Raw genomic sequence first — 16,778 nt, forward strand, 5'->3', positions numbered from 1 at the left:
CCGCCTTCTTCGTAGTTGAGGACGAACTGCACCGCAACGCGCGCGCCGCCCGGCCAGCGGGCGTGCGGCGGCCGGGCACCGTATCCGATGAGATCGCGTGGATAGTTATCTTTGGTCATGTGTCTTTGCTTGCTTCAGGAAAACTTCCGGCACCGCCGCGCCGCCCGCAAGCGCCGACCATCACGCAATGTACGTGCCAGTCGTGCCGGCGGCGGTGCCGGATACTTCGATACCGTTGCTTCGGTTACTCGGTGCCGTGCGAGTTGGCGGCGGCGTTGCGCATGGCCTCCTCGCGCGACTGGATGCCGTTGTAGAACAGGTTCAGCGCCACGGCCACGATGGTGCCCAGCACGATGCCGCTGTGGGTGAACGGACCGGTCCACTTCGGCAGGTACTGGAAGAAGGTCGGTGCCAGCGTCGGGATCATGCCGGCGCCGATTGAGATGGCGACGATGAACAGGTTGTAACGGTTGCGGTTGAAATCGCACGAGCCCAGGATGCGGATGCCGGTGGCGGCCACCATGCCGAACATCACGATGCCGGCGCCGCCCAGCACGAACTGCGGCACCGAGGCCACCACGTGGGCCATCTTGGGGAACAGGCCGAACGCGATCAGGATGATGCCGCCGGCAGCCGCCACGTAGCGCGAGCGCACGCCGGTCACTGTCACCAGGCCTACGTTCTGCGAGAACGAGGTGTACGGGAAGGTGTTGAAGATGCCGCCGATCACGGTGCCCAGGCCGTCGGCGCGCAGGCCGCGGGTCAGGTCCTCGTTGCTCAGCTTCTTGCCGGTGATGTCCGACAGCGCCAGGAACATGCCGGTGGATTCCACCAGCGTGATCAGCATGACGATGCACATCGACAGGATGGCGGTCACTTCGAAGGTCGGGATGCCGAAGTGCAGCGGCGTGATGACAGCCATGAAGCTGGCTTCATCCAGGCCTTCGAAAGACACCTTGCCCATCGCCATCGCCACCAGCGTGCCGGCGATGATGCCCAGCAGCACTGCGCAGTTGGCCACCAGGCCGCGGCCGTACTTGGTCAGCAGCAGGATGATCAGCAGCGTCAGGCCGGCAATGCCGAGGTTGGCCAGGTCACCGTAGGCGAGGTTGGGCACCTCCTTGACCACGCCGTCGATCACGGCACGGGTGGTGGGCTGGCCGCCGGCCGCCCAGTTGATGCCCACGCGCATCAGCGACACGCCGATCAGCGTGATCACCGTCCCGGTCACCACCGGCGGGAACAGCCCCAGCATGCGCCCCATCATCGGCGCAATCAGGATGCCGAAAATCCCCGACGCAATCACCGCGCCATAGATGCCGAGCAGGCCGACATTGGGATCGGTGCCGATGGCGATCATCGGCGCCACCGAGGCGAAGGTCACGCCCATCATCACCGGCAGGCGGATGCCGAACTTCCAGAAACCAAAGGCCTGGATCAGCGTGGCCAGGCCCGCGGCGAACAGGTCGGCGTTGATCAGGAACGCCAGCTGGTCCTTGGGCAGCTTGAGCGCGCCACCCACGATCAGGGGCACGGCAACCGTGCCGGCGTACATCACCAGAACGTGCTGCAACCCGAGCGCGAGCAGGCGCCCGGAAGGCAAACGCTCGTTGGTGAGGTCCGTCGGGACCGTGGTGCTTGCGGAATTCATGGGTGCGTCTCCTCTCCTTTGGTTTGATGGGAACACCACTGCCATGGCCCCGGTTCTGGATCCCGGAAGGTCTCCGGACCGTTATCTGCCGGTCGTGTCAGCACTCTCGTCGGTGAGCCGGGTGCTGTTTGCCGACCGGGTCTGGCCTTGTATTTGGGGGCAGCGGCGGGAACACCGTGCTAGGTGGAGCGGCCTAGCACGCTGCGAAGATCAAAGTTGCCCGGCTCGTCCGGCTGCACGCGGTCGGCGCAGGCGCCAAGGTGGTGCGCCATGCGCGACTGGGCCAGCGCGGCATTGCCCTGTTCGAGTGCGTCGAGGATCTCTTCGTGTTCATCGAACGAGCAGGCGTTGTTGCCCGGGGCTTCCACGCTGGCGATCATCAGCGTGGTGCGCGACACCAGCCGGCGCATCATGTTGACGAGCAGCGCGTTGCCCGACAGTTCCGCCAGGGCCGTATGGAACTCGGCGGACAGGCGGATCCATTTGGGCCGGTCATGCGTGAGGAAGGCCTGGCGCTCGCTGGCCACCATCTGGCGCAGCGGCGCGATCACGGTCTTGACGTCGGGCATGCCGGCAAGCTTTTCCAGCACCGCGCGTTCCAGCATCTGGCGCAGCTCGAACATGTCGTGCGCTTCGTCGGTGGAGGGGCTGGCGATAAAGGCGCCGCGGTTGGGTTCGAGATCGACCATGCCGTCGGCGGCCAGGTGCGACAGCACCTTGCGCACCGTGTGTCGCGCGGTGGCATAGATCTCGCAAAGGGAATGCTCGGTCAGCTTGGTGCGCGGCGGCAGCCGGTGCTCCATGATCGCGTCGTAGATCTCGTGATACATGCGCTCTTCGACCGAGCCCTTGCGTGCGGGCTTGGCGGGCTTGCCCGCCTGGATTTCGGTCGGCTCGGCGTCGGCCTTGGTTTCGGCGTTGGCGGCAATCAGCTTCAGGCTCTTGGACATCGTGGCACCAGCAGTCAGGCGGGGCACCGCAAATCCTGGACATCAGGCAGCGGTGATCCAAAAATTGTTGACAATTATTTGGTTGCTGCTTCAATATTGTCAACAAAACCGACTCAGGTTTTCGACAACTCAGGGAAATCCCTGAATTGCCAACCGGGTAGTGCAGGCGCATTGTCGCCACGCACCACCCAGCGCCGGGATGCGTTACCAGACGTACCGAGCGGGCACCATTCCCACAAATGGTGCTAGTGAAGGCAGCGGCGCCCCTCACAACCCAATCGCCTAAGGAAAAACACGATGGGACGCTTGACCACACACGTACTCGACACCGCTGCCGGCACGCCCGGCAAGGGCATGTCGGTTACGCTTCATAAGATTGTCGACAATCGTCGCGAAACCCTGAAGACAGTCGTGACCAACCACGACGGCCGTTGCGACCAGCCGCTACTGGAAGGCGCGGACTTCGCCGTTGGCGTGTATGAGCTGGAATTCGCTGCGGGCGACTACTTCCGCGCGCAAGGCACGCAGCTGCCCGAGCCGGCTTTCCTGGACGTGGTGCCCCTGCGCTTCGGTATTGCCGATGTCAACGCGCACTACCACGTGCCCCTCCTGGTTTCGCCCTGGTCGTACTCGACCTACCGCGGCAGCTGAAGCGGTGGCATAGGGAAACAGGAGACAAGACATGGAAGGCTACATTCTCGACTGGGCCAATCTGCTGCTGCGCTGGGTGCACGTCATCACGGCGATCGCGTGGATCGGCTCCTCGTTTTATTTCGTCTGGCTTGACAACAGCCTGACCCGTCCCACCGATCCTGACCTGCAGGAGAAGGGTGTCGGCGGCGAGCTGTGGGCCGTGCACGGCGGCGGTTTCTACAACCCGCAGAAATACCTGACCGCGCCCAAGACGCTGCCTGAGAACCTGCACTGGTTCTACTGGGAGTCGTATTCCACCTGGATGACCGGCTTCGGCCTGCTGGTGGTGCTGTACCTGTTCAACGCCAGCACGTTCCTGATCGACAAGAACGTCTACGACATGTCGCCTGGCGCGGCGGTCGGCCTGGCGCTGTCCTACCTGGCCGCGGGCTGGGTGGTCTATGACGTGATCTGCCGCGTGTTCGGCAAGAGCGACAAGACCGTGGGCGTGCTGGTGGCGATCTACGTGGCCGTGGCTGCCTACGTGGCGTGCCACCTGTTCTCGGGCCGTGCGGCGTTCCTGCTGACCGGTGCGATGATCGCCACCATCATGAGCGCCAACGTGCTGGTATGGATCATCCCGGGCCAGCGCAAGGTGGTTGCCGCGCTGCGCGCAGGCCAGCCGGTCGATCCGGTCCATGGCAAGAACGCCAAGCAGCGCAGCGTGCACAACACGTACTTCACGCTGCCGGTGCTGTTCGCGATGCTGTCGAACCACTACAGCATGACCTACAGCTACAAGTACAACTGGGCCGCGCTGATCCTGATCATGCTGGCCGGTGTGCTGATCCGCCAGTTCTTCATCCTCAAGCACAAGGGCAAGATCAACGTGGCCTGGCCCGCAGCCGGCGTTGCCGTGCTGGCCGTGGTCGCCGTGCTGATCGCGCCGCAACCGCGCCCGGCCGTGGCCAAGGCAGAAGGCGGTGACGCCGCCGTTGCCACCGTCAGCTTTGCCAAGGTGCAGGAAGTGCTGAACGCGCGCTGCGTGCAGTGCCACGCCGCGCAGCCGAAGTTGATGCCGACCGCAGCCAAGGGCATCAAGCTCGACACCGCGGAAGACATCAAGGCCCACGCCCAGCTGATCTACCAGCAGGCCGTGCAGCAGAAGGCGATGCCGCTGGGCAACGTGACGCAGATCACCGACGACGAACGCGCCCTGCTGGGCCAGTGGTTCGAAGGCGGTGCCAAGACCACTAACTAAGGGTGGCTTGATCTGAAAAGCATCAGGGCCGGCGCGTGCAGCCGGCTCGCGAAATCCGAGCATCGGTGATCGACGGTCCGGAGGGTTGTGCAGTTGGCAACCGTCAGTACCGGACCGGCGAGGGTTTGAACGGGGCCTTGCGCCCCGTTTTTTTTCGACGACTTATCCGCCGATATTTAGCAACGCCAACACCCCCAGCACCAGGAAAATCCCTGCCGCGATCTTGTGCACCAGCGCGATCGGCATCTTGTTGGCAAACTTGTCACCAAGCAGGACCGCCGGCGCATTGGCGACCATCATGCCGAAGGTGGTGCCGGCCACCACGGCAATCACCGCATCGCTGAAGCGCGCGGCCAGCGCCACGGTGGCGATCTGGGTCTTGTCGCCCATCTCGGCAAAGAAGAACGCCACGATGGTGGTGCCGAGGATGCCGAGGGCGCCCTTGACCGGCTTGGCCTGTTCGGCGTCGTCGAGCTTGTCGGGGATCAGCATCCATCCCGCCATCGCGATAAAGCCCAGGCCCAGGATCCAGCGCAGCAGGCTTTCGCCCAGCACATGCGTGATCCAGCCGCCGAGCGCGCCGGCAAAGCCATGGTTGAACAGCGTGGCGATCAGGATGCCAAGGATGATGGGAACGGGCTTGCGGTAGCGCGCGGCCAGCACCAGCGACAGCAATTGCGTCTTGTCGCCCATTTCAGCGAGGGCGACGATGCCTGTGGAGACGAGGAAGGCTTCCATATTGGTCTTGTGGGGTAACCGGGCCGCAATGCATCGCGAGATGCCAATGACGCACACCTTTCCCGGCCCGGCCAGAAAGGTATGGTCATCGGTCTCGCCAGGCTGGACGCTGCCGGGTCCGTATCAGTACACGGCCGGGCGGGTCCGGAGCTGCGCACGCCATAACCGCAAGCGGTCAAGTCTGTTGACGTGCGCCCCTGTCCCCCGGAATCCGCATTGCGCGGCGCGGTAAGAGCAGGGCGGCTACTCCCCAATGGAAGCGCCAATTATAACGGCAGCGGGGGGCAGGCGTCCACCTGCCCCCCCGCCACATGGCCTGTATCCTCAGGCGGGTACAGGCGCGTTGTCGCTGGTCTGGCGGCCGCGGAAATCGGTCCAGCACAGGGCCTTGAAGTCATAGAGTTTGCAGCGGCGCGCGGTGTCGAAATACCAGCGCCAGGAGAAGTTCTCGATGATGATGCGGCCTGGCAGCGCATGCTCCAGCAGCGCCTGGGCGCGCTTGAGGCGGTACAGCGGCACGCTCATGTCGACGTGGTGCGCGGTGTGTTCCATGATGTGGTGCAGCGCGGCGCCGATGCCGTGGCGGAAGCGCAGGTGCACGGTGGTCGAAACAAAGGGCTGCGCCTTGGCCCACATGGCCTTGGTGTCATACCAGGCCACGCTGGTATGGGTGTGGTGCACGTACAGCACGAAGCCGACGGTGACGTTCCAGACCAGGAAGGGCAGCACGAAGCCGGCACCGATGAGCATCCAGACGGACTGGTCCGTGGCCAGTGCCAGGCCAGCCAGCGCGCCGATCCAGGCCAGCCCGAAGGCGGCTACCAGCACACAGTCGCCGGTGAAGATCGGGCGGCGCGTGGCCATCTGGCGCTTGCTCGGGAAGAACATCTTGCACCACCAGATTTCCACCAGGTAGTACAGGCCCGGGCCGAAGCCGGTGCGGTAGATGCGCTCCATCACGCGGCGCCAGCGCGGCAGCGCGTTGAATTCTTCCAGCGAGTAGGGCGCCCAGACGAAGTCGAAGCCCTTCAGGTTGGTGTAGCCGTGGTGCACCACGTTGTGGCCGACTTCCCACAGGCTGTAGGGCGTCAGCGAGGGCAGGAAGGTGAGCCGGCCCAGCCACTTGTTCAGGCCGCGGCGCGGGGTCAGGCTCTGGTGGCAGGCATCGTGGCCGATGATAAACAGGCGCGCGATGATCAGCCCGGCCAGCACGCCCAGCGCCAGCTTGGCGGCCCAGTGCTGCGCCAGCACCACGCCGGCCAGCACGGCGCCGAACAGCAGGTAGTCGAAGGCGAACAGCAGCAGTGCGCGCGGGGTACTGCGCTGGCCCAGCGGGATCAGCCAGCCGCGGATGATCTTGCGCGAGGGCAGCGGGGCGTCCGGTGCGATCGGCGCCGGAAGCGGGGCGTGGTTGGGCGCACCCTTGCGCGCGGCATAGGGCACGTCATGCGGGCCATGGGCGCGCTCAGGGGCGTGAGCGGCGGATTGGGATGCGGTCATGCAGAACCTTCTGATTGCGGTCGGATGGGTATGGGCGCACGGCACGCAGAACGGCCGCGGCGGAACCGCAAGGTTAGAAGGCTTTGTCGGAGACGGTCTTGACGCTCGTCAAGCCGGAGGCGGGGGCGAAGCGGTAAAAGCGCGCCCGCCGCATGGCGGCGGGCGGCTGCTGGCCAGGTGACGGATCAGGCGGCCGGCACGTGGGCGGCCTCGCCCATCACATAGACGCTGTCGATGAGGCGGTCGTCGCCCAGCATGGCAAAGGCGAACAGCTCCTCTTCCAGCGTTTCCGAGCGGTTGCTGCGGCGGGCGATCAGCGGCGTGGCCTTGGGGTCCAGCACGATGAAGTCGGCCTCGCAGCCAACGCCAAAGCTGCCGACGCGGTCGGTCCAGCCCAGCGCCTCGGCCGCGGCGCGCGTGGCCAGGTAGAACATGCGCAGGGCGGTCAGGTAGTAGCCGCCCATGCGCGCCACCTTGTGCGCGGCGTTCATGGTGCGGAACATCGAGAACGAAGTGCCGCCGCCGACGTCGGTGGCCAGCGTCACATTCAGGCGGTTGGCGTCGGACTGGTGGAAGTCATAGAAGCCGCTGCCCAGGAACAGGTTGGAGGTGGGGCAATGCGCCACCGCGGCACCGCTGTCGGCCAGGCGCCGGCGGTCGTCCTGGTCCAGGTAGATGGCGTGGCCGTACATCGCGCCCGGGCGCAGCAGGCCGTAGCGGTCGTACACGTCCAGGTAGCTGCGCGCGTCCGGGAACAGCTCGGCGACCCATTTGACCTCGTCGCGGTTCTCGGCCACGTGGGTCTGGATAAAGGCGTCCGGGTAGGCGCGCGCCAGCTCGCCGCAGGCGGCCAGCTGCGCCTCGGTCGAGGTCGGGGCAAAGCGCGGCGTGATGGCGTAGGCCAGGCGTCCCTTGTTATGCCAGCGCGACAGCAGGTCGGCGGAGTCCCGGGCTCCGGTCTCGGCCGTATCGCGCAGGAATTCCGGGCAGTTGCGGTCCATCATCACCTTGCCCGTGACCATGCGCAGGTTGCGCGCCTCGCTTTCGGCAAAGAGGGCCTCGGCCGAGGCCTTGTGCACCGTGCTCCAGACCACCGCGCTGGTGGTGCCGTTGCGCAGCAGTTCCTCGGTGAAGAAGCCGGCCACGCCGCGCGCGTAGTCGGGGTCGGCAAAGCGGCGCTCTTCGGGGAAGGTGTAGGTGTCGAGCCAGTGCAGCAGGCCCGGCGACGGCGACGCGATCATGTCAGTCTGCGGGTAGTGCACGTGGGTGTCGATAAAGCCGGGCACGATCAGCTTGCCGCGGTGGTCGACGATCTCGGCGTCGGCCGGAATGCGCGCAGCCAGCTGCGTGTAGTCGCCTGCGGCGGCGATGCGCCCGTTGGTGACGATCAGCACCCCGTCGTCCCAATACTGATACGCATCCTCATGGAATTGCGGATCGCGCAGGAAATGCAGCACGCGGCCGCGAATGGCACGGGTGAGGGAGTCAGTCTTGGGGTTGGTCGTCATGGTTTGTCTCTTGTGGCCGGCCCGCGCGGAACGGCATGGTTCAAGCAGCGGGCCGGGCTATTGGCATGCGCCGCGCTCAGGCCGCTGGGGCCGTTGCGGGCGGGGACTTGGGCGGGCTCGACCAGAATTGGTCGACTTCCGCCAGGAATTCGGCCTTCTGCATGGCAGGCAGGAAGGCCGCTTCAAAGCTGTTGCGGGCAAGCTTGTGGGCATCGGCCGCGTCCAGCGGCAGCGCGTCGAAGGTGGCTTCCCAGTTGGCGTTCATATAGCCGCCGAAGTAGGCCGGATCGTCCGAATGCAGCGTGATCACCACGCCGGCATCGAGCATGCGCTTGAGCGGGTGGTCGCGCAGGTCCGGGTAGACCTTGAGCTTGACGTTGGACAGCGGGCACACGGTCAGCGCCACGCGCTCGCGCGCCAGGCGTTCCACCAGCGCCGGATCGTCGATGGCGCGCACGCCGTGGTCGATGCGCTGCACCTTGAGGATGTCGAGGGCGTCGGTGACGTATTGCGCCGGACCTTCCTCGCCCGCGTGGGCCACCAGGTGCAGGCCCAGCTCGCGCGCCTTGGCGAATACGCGCGCGAACTTCTCGGGCGGATTGCCTTGCTCGGACGAATCCAGGCCCACGCCGACAAAGCGGTCGCGGTAGGGCAGCGCCGCTTCCAGCGTGGCGAAGGCGTCTTCCTCCGGCAGATGGCGCAGGAAGCACAGGATCAGGCTGCTGGAGAAGTCATATTCGGTGCGCGCCTGGGCCAGGGCATCGGCGATGCCGTCGATCACCACGCCGATGGGAACGCCGCGCGCGGTATGGGTCTGCGGATCGAAGAAGATCTCGGCGTGGCGGACGTTGTCGGCGACGGCGCGCTTGACGTAGTCCATGGTCATGTCGAAGAAATCTTCCTCGGTCAGCAGCACGCTGGCGCCGGCGTAGTAGATGTCCAGGAACGACTGCAGGTCGGTAAAGGCGTAGGCGGCGCGCAGCGCCTCGACGCTGGGGTAGGGCAGCGCCACCTGGTTGCGCTGCGCCAGCCGGAAGATCAGTTCCGGTTCAAGCGTGCCTTCGATATGCACATGCAGTTCGGCCTTGGGAGTGCGGCGGATCTGTTCCGCGAGCGCGGCATCGATGGTCATGGGGGCCTCGTTTCTGGGCATTTCTGTGCCTGCCGGCGGGGCCGGCGGCACGGGTTCAGGGATGCACCGCCTCCGGGCGGCCCAGACGCAGCGCGGCAAGGCGCTGTTCGCGGACCTGGAGCAGCTGGGCGACGATGGCTACCGCAATCATAGCCGGAGCCTTGTCGGTAATCCCGGGAACCCCCATGGGGCATGTCATTTCCGCAAACCGGGCCGGGTCGATGCCGTGCTCGGCCATGCGGTGTTCAAAGCGCGCGCGCTTGGTCTTGGAACCGATCAGCCCGAAGTAGGCGAAGTCGGTGCGCTTGAGGATTTCCTCGCACAGGGTCTGGTCCAGCGCGTGGCTGTGCGTCATGACCAGGAAGTAGCTGCCCGCGGGCGCCTGCGCCACTACCGCCTCGGGCGTGTCGCTGGCCTCGGCCTCGACATTGTCGGGCAGCCCGCCGGGGAAGAGCGTGTCGCGCTCGTCGACCCAGTGCACGCGGCACGGCAGCGTGGCCAGCACCTTGACCAGCGCATGACCGACATGGCCGGCGCCGAACAGCACCACGTGCATGGTGTCGGGCACCAGCGTATCGGTCCAGCTGCCGTCGGCGTGCAGCGTTACGCCGGGGATCATGGCATGGCTGTCGCCATGGGTGATCGCGCCGCTGGCCGGCACCTGCCGTTGCAGTGCCTTGCCGGCAGTGAAGTTGCGTTGGACCGCGTCAAGCCAGTGCAGGTCGGCTTTGCCAAGGACCTCGAACGCCAGCTGCACCACGCCGCCGCAGCACTGGCCCAGCGCCGGCCCGAGCGGAATGCGCTCGATCCGGCGTTGTTCACCGCGCACCAGCATCTCGCGCCCGATATCCATGCCGCGCCACTCCAGGTGGCCGCCGCCGATGGTGCCGACCAGGTCGTCGGCGCTGACCAGCATGCGGATGCCGGCCTCGCGCGGGGCCGAGCCCTTGACCTCGACGATGGTGACCATTGCCACCGGCACGCCGGCGCGCACCATGCGGGCGGCGTCGGCGAAGCGGAAGGGTTTGAGCGGTGCGTCCTGCATGTCGGGGGCCTTGTCGGTATTGCCTGGTTGCTGCTTGATGCTGTGGTGCTGCCTGCGCCATGTCATCGCAAGGGTGGCGCGCGCCTGCTTCTTCCACCGGCCCCTTGCCCGTCAATGCGGGCAAGGGGGGAAAGTCCGGGGGCGCCAGCAGGCGCGCGCTTCCTGCGATCGTTCAGCCAGCTCAGGCTGGCTGTGCCGCGGCTTCGCGCACGGCGTCGACGGCATCCAGGATCGCCTCGCTGGTGGCCGGGGCCTTCAGCGGCGGGTTGATGCGGTAGTCGCCAACGGCAGCCACGGCGTCGCGGATCGCGAAGAACACCGAGAACGGCAGCAGCAGCGGCGGCTCGCCCACGGCCTTGGAGCGGTGGATGCTGTCCTCGACGTTGCGGTTCTGGAACAGGCGCACGTTGAATTCCTCCGGGCAGTCGTTGACCGTCGGGATCTTGTACGTGGACGGGGCGTACGTCATCAGCTTGCCGTCCTTGTTCCACCACAGTTCCTCGGTGGTCAGCCAGCCCATTCCCTGGATAAAGGCGCCTTCGACCTGGCCGATGTCGATCGCCGGGTTCAGCGAGCGGCCGGCGTCGTGCAGCGCGTCGGCGCGCAGCAGCTTCCATTCGCCGGTGAGCGTGTCGACCAGCACCTCGGAGCACGCGGCACCGTAGGCGAAGTAGTAGAACGGGCGGCCTTGCAGCTTGCTCTGGTCCCAGTGCAGCTTGGGCGTGGTGTAGAAGCCGTCGGACCACAGCTGCACGCGCGCCACGTAGGCTTCGCGCGCCAGCTCGCCGAACGCCAGGCGCAGCTCGCCGGCGCTGACCAGGTCATCGTTGAAGCGCACCTCGGACGGCTCCACGCCGGCCTTGCGCGCGGCAAACACGGCCAGGCGCTCGCGGATCTGGCGGGCGGCGTCCTGCGCGGCCTTGCCGTTCAGGTCGGCACCGGTGGAAGCTGCGGTGGCCGAGGTATTGGCCACCTTGCTGGTATCGGTCGCGGTCACGCGCACGCGTTCCATGCGGATGCCCAGCTCATGCGCCACCACCATCGCCACCTTGGTGTTCAGGCCCTGGCCCATCTCGGTGCCGCCGTGGTTCACCAGCACCGAGCCGTCGTTGTAGACGTGCACCAGCGCGCCGGCCTGGTTGAAGTGGGCCACGTTGAACGAGATGCCGAACTTCACCGGGGTGATGGCGATGCCCTTCTTCAGTACCGGGCTGGTGGCGTTGAAGGCGCGCGTGGCTTCGCGGCGGGAGCGGTATTCGCTGCTGGCCACCAGTTCGTCGATCAGCTCGTGGATGACGTTGTCTTCAACGGTCTGGCCGTAGGGCGTGACGTTGTTCTCGGTCTTGCCGTAGAAATTGGCGCGGCGCACGTCGAGCGAATCCTTGCCGACCGTGCGGGCGACATTGTCCAGGATGTACTCGACCGCGAACGCGCCCTGCGGGCCGCCGAAGCCGCGGAAGGCGGTGTTGCTCTGCGTGTTGGTCTTGCCGCAGTAGCCGTCGATCTGCACGTTCGGCAGCCAGTAGGCATTGTCGAAGTGGCAGATGGCGCGGGTCATCACTGGGCCCGACAGGTCGGCCGAGAAGCCGGCGCGCGACACCATTTCGACCTTCACGCCCTCGATGTGGCCTTCGTCGTCGTGGCCCACGGTGTAGTCGAACACGAAGTCATGGCGCTTGCCGGTGATCATCATGTCGTCGTCTCGATCCGGGCGCAGCTTGACCGGGCACATCAGCTTCCAGGCGGCCAGCGCGGCGCAGCAGGCGAACAGCGCCGACTGCGACTCCTTGCCGCCGAAGCCGCCGCCCATGCGGCGGCATTCGACCAGCACCTGGTGCGCTTGCCAGCCGAGCATATGGCACACCGCGTGCTGCATCTCGGTCGGGTGCTGGGTCGAGCACCACACTTGCATGCCGTCGTTCTCGCGCGGTGCGGCGTACGAGATCTGGCCTTCCAGGTAGAACTGCTCCTGGCCGCCCAGGTGGATCTTGCCGCTGTCCTGGTGGGCCGCGCCGGCGATGCGCGCGGCGGGCTCGCCGCGCGTCAGGTGCATCGGCGGCAGCACATAGCTGCCGGCCTCGTGCGCCGCTTGCGGCGACAGCACCGGGGGCAGGTCTTCGTAGTCGATCGCGCCCAGGCGGGCTGCGCGGCGGGCGGCGTCATGCGAGGTCGCCACCACGATAAATATCGGCTGGCCGATGAACTGGACCACGTCGCGCGCCAGGATCGGGTCGTCGTGGATGATCGGGCCGCAGTCGTTGGTGCCCGGGATGTCGTCCACCGTCAGCACGTCGACCACGCCAGGCGCGGCGCGCACCTTGTCGAGCGAGACCGACTTGATGCGGGCGTGCGCGCGGGTGCTCATGCCGAGCGCGGCGTGCAGCGTGCCGGCCAGCTCGGGGATGTCATCCGTGTAGGTGGCGGTGCCGGCCACGTGCAGGTGGGCGGATTCATGCGGACGCGAGATGCCGACCTGCGGGACCTGTTCGGCGGTGGCGTCGAGCAGGAAGGGTTCGGTTTGCTTGTTCATGCCGATGCTTTCCTTTTTCTCTGGCTCAGGCCGTGGCGGTTTCAGTGGCGCCGGCGCCGATGGCGCGGACGTTGACGGCTGCCGCGGGTAGCGCTTCGGCGCGGGTCTCCAGCCAGAAGCGGTACAGCAGGTTGGCGGCACCGCGGCTGCGGTACGACGCGGTCGCGCGCATGTCGGACAGCGGCGTGTAGTCCTGCGCCAGCGCGGCCATGCCGGCGCGGGCGGTGGCTTCATTCCACGGCTGGCCGGTCAGGGCCGCCTCAGTGGCGGCGGCGCGCTTGGGCGTGGCGGCCATGCCGCCGAAGGCGATGCGGGCCTGCGTGACAATGCCGTCCTGCACGGTGATGCCGAATGCGGCACACACGGCGGAAATATCCTCATCAAAGCGTTTGGACAGCTTGTAGGTGCGGAAGTGCTGCGGGCCGGCCACCGGCACGCGCAGCGCGGCGACGAATTCGCCCGGCTGCATCGAGGTCTTCTGGTAGGCCAGGTACAGGTCTTCCAGCGGCAGCGTGCGGCGCGTTTCGCCGTGCTGCAGCACCACTTCCGTGCCCAGCGCGATCAGCGCCGGCATCGAATCGCCGATCGGCGAACCGTTGGCGATATTGCCGCCCAGCGTGCCGGCATTGCGGATCGGTAGCGAGGCAAAGCGCTTCCACATCTCTTCCAGCTCGGGGTGCGCGGTGTTGAGTGCGGCGTAGGCCTTTTCCAGCGTCACGGCGGCGCCAATCTCGACCATGCCGTCGCGCTCCTCAATGTGGTTCAGGTCTTCCACCTGGCCCACGTAGAGCAGGTTGCCCAGCTCGCGGAACTGCTTGGTCACCCACAGGCCCACGTCGGTGCTGCCGGCCAGGATACGGATATCGGGCTGTGCCGCCTTGATCGCGCCGAACTCGGCCGCGGTGCGCGGGGCAAAGAATTCCTGGCCCTGGGCGCGGTATCGGAAGGTCTCGCCGCGCTTGAGGTTGCGCAGGGTGTCGGCGATCTGCTTCGGGTTGAGCTTGTCCGCGGTGGGGGCGGGCAGGGCCATCATGCGCTCGCCGGCGTCGATGATCGGGCGATAGCCGGTGCAGCGGCACAGGTTGCCGGTCAGCGCGTCACAGATGGTCTGGCGCGGGGGCGCTTCGCCGCCCGGGGTGTGCTGCTGGTACAGGGCCCACAGCGACATCACGAAGCCGGGGGTGCAGAAGCCGCACTGCGAGCCGTGGCACTCGACCATGGCTTCCTGCACCGGGTGCAGGTTGCCGTCGGCCTGGCGCAGGTCTTCGACCGTGATCAGGGCCTTGCCGTCGAGCGTGGGCAGGAACTGGATGCAGGCGTTGACTGCCTTGAATTCGACATCGCCGCCGTCCTGCAGCTCGCCGACCACGACGGTGCAGGCGCCGCAGTCGCCTTCGGCGCAGCCTTCCTTGGTGCCGGTGCAGCGCGCGTCTTCACGCAGGTACTGCAGCACGGTGCGGGTAATGGGGGCGTCGGATACTTCCGTGACCTGGCCGCGGTGGAAAAAGCGGATGGTTTGCGTCTCCATGGTCTTCTCTCTTTTGGTGATGGCGGAAACATAGCACCCTGGGCTTTCATGCAATATTCGGCCCAGGTGATATGCCCCATCAGCGCGCGGCCCCGATTGGTGCCCCGCCGCACCGGCGGGCGCCCCCCTAGAGGAGGTGATTTGACCGTTTGTGGGGCGCCTGTCATACACTATGCGCCGTTCCCATCCCCCACGCCACCCATCCGGCCCCCGCCGGAGGGCCGCCATCGCCATGCACGGACGCGACCATCTCGATACTTATTTGCTGCGGGTGCTTCACACCCTGCTGACCGAGCAGAGCGTGACCCGCACGGCCGTGCGTTTAGGCCAGTCCCAGCCCGCCATCAGCAATACCCTGAAGCGCCTGCGGGAGATCACCGGCGATGCCATTTTGGTGCGGGGCAAAAACGGCATGGTGCCGACCGAGCGCGGCCGCGAACTGCTGGCGCTGGCCGAGCAGAGCCTGGCGGCGATGGACCGCATCGCGCGCCCGCCGCAGCAGTTCGACCCGGCCACCACTACACGCACCTTCCACCTGGGCGCGCCGGACTACCTGGATGCCTTCTTCCTGCCCAATATCGTCGAGCGCGTGCGCCGGCTGGCGCCGGGCGCCAAGCTGTTCGTGCATCCGATGACGTCGTCGTCGGACTTCCTGGACGACCTGGAGCAGGGGCAGCTGGATATCGTGGTCGGCAACTGGCTGTCGCCGCCGGAGCACCTGCATATCTCGCCGCTCTTCGACGACGAGGTGGTGTGCATGCTGGGCGCGCAGCATCCGCTGGCGCGCAAGGGGCTAACGCTCAAGCATTACCTGGAGATGCCGCACCTGGCCCCGGCGCCCTATGCGTCGATGCAGCGCAGCATGATCGACCAGGCGCTGGCCGAGCAGGGCTATAAGCGCAATATCCAGGTCACGCTGCCGTATTTCGGCTTGGTGCCGTATGTGCTGATGAAGACCGATATGGTCTTTACCACCGGCCGGCAGTTTGCCGCGCACTACGCGCAGTACCTGCCGATCCGCATGGTGCCGTCGCCGGTGTCGTTCCCGCGCATGCGCTTCTACCAGCTGTGGCATGAGCGCTGCCACGCGGCGCCGGATGTGATGTGGATCCGGCGGATGATCGCCGAGGTGGCGGCGGATCTGCCGCAGCTGCCACGGCTGGAGGCAGAGGCAGGGTGAGGCAACGCCTTTGACATCTCCCCTCCCTAAAGGGAGGAGATTCCCTCTGCAGGCGATCGATGTCCCGATCGGGCAAGGATATTTAACGCAGCGTTCACATCGCGATCATGTACGGCACCGCATTCACTGCATACCCACTGCCTTATTCCGAGGTCTGCGATACCTTTCGGCCTCCCCGGCGGCATCGCGTCGCACGAAGAACAAACCTGGGTGGTGAAACGTTCGTCGACTTCCTCATACCACGCGCCATGCGCAATCGCCTTGTACGCGAGCATTGTGCGGAAGGTCGACCAGCCCGCATCGAGGACGGACTTCGCCATGCTGGTTTTGGCGAGGCCGGCGGCGTTCACATTCCCCACCGCGATGTAGTCAAAGTCCCGCACGATGCGATGCGAGAGCTTGTGCAGGAAGTCACGCCTTGCGTTGGTGATGCGGGCGTGAAGGTTCGTCGCCTGTCGCCGCTTGCGCGCACGCTGCGCTTTGGCCAGCGCTTGCTCGAGTCGGCCAAGGTGGCGCGGATTCTCGACCTTCTCGCCGGTGGACAGCGTGGCAATGTCCTTCAAGCCCAGATCGATGCCGACGCCGCGTTCCGGGCAGCGGGCCTGGGTGTCGGCAACTTCAATCACGATGTTCAGGAACCAGTTGCCTCGCGCATCGCAGGAGAAATTTGTGCCGTCCTTGATCTTGCCTTCGGGAAAGGGGCGGGAGCTGAACACGCGAAACGTGTTGCCGGCAAAGCGGAATGCGTCGCCCGAGCGCTTGAGATCCCGGCCCTTGAGCGGCACCCAGCCAAGCGACTTGCGGCCGCGATAGCGCAGGTACGGCCGGCGGTGCTGGCTACGCGACTTGGCGTACTGCTCGCAAACCGCGTTGACGGTGCCGGAATGGATGCGCAGTTCCTTGCTGCTGCCGGTGGTCAACACGTTCAGATCGAAACCCGTGGGCCATTTCTTGCCCCACTTGAGTGCGTGCTTCTGCGTGTCGTTGCAGAAGTTCCAGACGTAGTTCACCGCGCGGCTCTGCTGATTGAGCAGGCCGTTCAGCGACTTCACCCGGTAGCGATAGACCAGAAGCATGCCGGTCATTCTAATATGGGATTGCTTGCTGCCGGCAGCACTCCTT

At 66.1% G+C, this 16,778-nt stretch carries 13 protein-coding genes, 1 pseudogene and 1 riboswitch; of the genes and pseudogenes, 3 read left to right on the top strand and 11 right to left on the bottom strand.

The annotated features are described in order from the left end of the window. The 3 genes and pseudogenes from AC3WL8_RS13255 to AC3WL8_RS13265 all read right to left on the bottom strand — a co-directional run. Positions 1-119, bottom strand: a pseudogene (locus AC3WL8_RS13255) (allantoinase); the annotation flags it as partial. A gap of 125 nt (positions 120-244) precedes the next feature. Continuing rightward, the gene (locus AC3WL8_RS13260) at positions 245-1,651 is read right to left on the bottom strand and encodes a nucleobase:cation symporter-2 family protein (RefSeq protein ID WP_013955976.1); all 1,407 of its coding nucleotides are present in this window, start codon (positions 1,649-1,651) and stop codon (positions 245-247) included. Between the two features lie 179 nt (positions 1,652-1,830). After that, positions 1,831-2,601, bottom strand: coding sequence for a GntR family transcriptional regulator (locus tag AC3WL8_RS13265; protein ID WP_013955977.1), 771 nt, complete (start codon positions 2,599-2,601; stop codon positions 1,831-1,833). Between the two features lie 297 nt (positions 2,602-2,898). Between AC3WL8_RS13265 and uraH the strand changes: the two genes are divergently transcribed. Then, the gene (gene uraH / locus AC3WL8_RS13270) at positions 2,899-3,252 is read left to right on the top strand and encodes a hydroxyisourate hydrolase (RefSeq protein WP_010809171.1); all 354 of its coding nucleotides are present in this window, start codon (positions 2,899-2,901) and stop codon (positions 3,250-3,252) included. A gap of 31 nt (positions 3,253-3,283) precedes the next feature. Further along, positions 3,284-4,495 (top strand): urate hydroxylase PuuD, encoded by a 1,212-nt coding sequence (locus AC3WL8_RS13275; protein WP_211980858.1) that lies wholly within the window; start codon positions 3,284-3,286, stop codon positions 4,493-4,495. Positions 4,496-4,657: 162 nt separating this feature from the next. Here the strand turns inward: AC3WL8_RS13275 and AC3WL8_RS13280 are convergent, their stop codons facing one another. The 7 genes from AC3WL8_RS13280 to xdhA all read right to left on the bottom strand — a co-directional run bounded on the left by AC3WL8_RS13280 (position 4,658) and on the right by xdhA (position 14,476). Then, positions 4,658-5,233 (bottom strand): TMEM165/GDT1 family protein, encoded by a 576-nt coding sequence (locus AC3WL8_RS13280; protein ID WP_035819898.1) that lies wholly within the window; start codon positions 5,231-5,233, stop codon positions 4,658-4,660. 114 nt (positions 5,234-5,347) lie between these two features. Next, positions 5,348-5,508, bottom strand: a riboswitch (yybP-ykoY riboswitch). Positions 5,509-5,557: 49 nt separating this feature from the next. Beyond that, complete coding sequence (locus AC3WL8_RS13285; protein ID WP_211980859.1) at positions 5,558-6,733, bottom strand: fatty acid desaturase; 1,176 nt, start codon at positions 6,731-6,733, stop codon at positions 5,558-5,560. 185 nt (positions 6,734-6,918) lie between these two features. Further along, positions 6,919-8,241, bottom strand: a complete 1,323-nt coding sequence (gene guaD / locus AC3WL8_RS13290) for a guanine deaminase (protein WP_153955085.1) — start codon at positions 8,239-8,241, stop codon at positions 6,919-6,921. Between the two features lie 76 nt (positions 8,242-8,317). Continuing rightward, the gene (locus AC3WL8_RS13295) at positions 8,318-9,373 is read right to left on the bottom strand and encodes an adenosine deaminase (RefSeq protein WP_013955983.1); all 1,056 of its coding nucleotides are present in this window, start codon (positions 9,371-9,373) and stop codon (positions 8,318-8,320) included. Positions 9,374-9,428: 55 nt separating this feature from the next. After that, positions 9,429-10,418 (bottom strand): xanthine dehydrogenase accessory protein XdhC, encoded by a 990-nt coding sequence (gene xdhC / locus AC3WL8_RS13300; protein ID WP_153955108.1) that lies wholly within the window; start codon positions 10,416-10,418, stop codon positions 9,429-9,431. Positions 10,419-10,599: 181 nt separating this feature from the next. Further along, complete coding sequence (gene xdhB / locus AC3WL8_RS13305) at positions 10,600-12,948, bottom strand: xanthine dehydrogenase molybdopterin binding subunit (RefSeq protein ID WP_211980860.1); 2,349 nt, start codon at positions 12,946-12,948, stop codon at positions 10,600-10,602. A gap of 25 nt (positions 12,949-12,973) precedes the next feature. Beyond that, positions 12,974-14,476, bottom strand: coding sequence for a xanthine dehydrogenase small subunit (gene xdhA / locus AC3WL8_RS13310; RefSeq protein WP_211980861.1), 1,503 nt, complete (start codon positions 14,474-14,476; stop codon positions 12,974-12,976). Between the two features lie 232 nt (positions 14,477-14,708). Here xdhA and AC3WL8_RS13315 point away from each other — a divergent pair, with 232 nt between their 5' ends. Beyond that, positions 14,709-15,656 (top strand): LysR substrate-binding domain-containing protein, encoded by a 948-nt coding sequence (locus tag AC3WL8_RS13315; protein WP_010809162.1) that lies wholly within the window; start codon positions 14,709-14,711, stop codon positions 15,654-15,656. A 26-nt stretch (positions 15,657-15,682) separates the two neighbouring features. Here the strand turns inward: AC3WL8_RS13315 and AC3WL8_RS13320 are convergent, their stop codons facing one another. After that, positions 15,683-16,732, bottom strand: coding sequence for an RNA-guided endonuclease InsQ/TnpB family protein (locus AC3WL8_RS13320; RefSeq protein WP_492378358.1), 1,050 nt, complete (start codon positions 16,730-16,732; stop codon positions 15,683-15,685). Positions 16,733-16,778: the final 46 nt, after the last annotated feature.

The organism is Cupriavidus sp. FW305-F7 (assembly GCF_058782875.1).

Bases quoted from the DNA above. Each gene is read 5' to 3' on its own strand.
- AC3WL8_RS13260 (WP_013955976.1), bottom strand. From the start codon at position 1,651: ATGAATTCCGCAAGCACCACGGTCCCGACGGACCTCACCAACGAGCGT.
- AC3WL8_RS13265 (WP_013955977.1), bottom strand. From the start codon at position 2,601: ATGTCCAAGAGCCTGAAGCTGATTGCCGCCAACGCCGAAACCAAGGCC.
- uraH (WP_010809171.1), top strand. From the start codon at position 2,899: ATGGGACGCTTGACCACACACGTACTCGACACCGCTGCCGGCACGCCC.
- AC3WL8_RS13275 (WP_211980858.1), top strand. From the start codon at position 3,284: ATGGAAGGCTACATTCTCGACTGGGCCAATCTGCTGCTGCGCTGGGTG.
- AC3WL8_RS13280 (WP_035819898.1), bottom strand. From the start codon at position 5,233: ATGGAAGCCTTCCTCGTCTCCACAGGCATCGTCGCCCTCGCTGAAATG.
- AC3WL8_RS13285 (WP_211980859.1), bottom strand. From the start codon at position 6,733: ATGACCGCATCCCAATCCGCCGCTCACGCCCCTGAGCGCGCCCATGGC.
- guaD (WP_153955085.1), bottom strand. From the start codon at position 8,241: ATGACGACCAACCCCAAGACTGACTCCCTCACCCGTGCCATTCGCGGC.
- AC3WL8_RS13295 (WP_013955983.1), bottom strand. From the start codon at position 9,373: ATGACCATCGATGCCGCGCTCGCGGAACAGATCCGCCGCACTCCCAAG.
- xdhC (WP_153955108.1), bottom strand. From the start codon at position 10,418: ATGCAGGACGCACCGCTCAAACCCTTCCGCTTCGCCGACGCCGCCCGC.
- xdhB (WP_211980860.1), bottom strand. From the start codon at position 12,948: ATGAACAAGCAAACCGAACCCTTCCTGCTCGACGCCACCGCCGAACAG.
- xdhA (WP_211980861.1), bottom strand. From the start codon at position 14,476: ATGGAGACGCAAACCATCCGCTTTTTCCACCGCGGCCAGGTCACGGAA.
- AC3WL8_RS13315 (WP_010809162.1), top strand. From the start codon at position 14,709: ATGCACGGACGCGACCATCTCGATACTTATTTGCTGCGGGTGCTTCAC.
- AC3WL8_RS13320 (WP_492378358.1), bottom strand. From the start codon at position 16,732: ATGCTTCTGGTCTATCGCTACCGGGTGAAGTCGCTGAACGGCCTGCTC.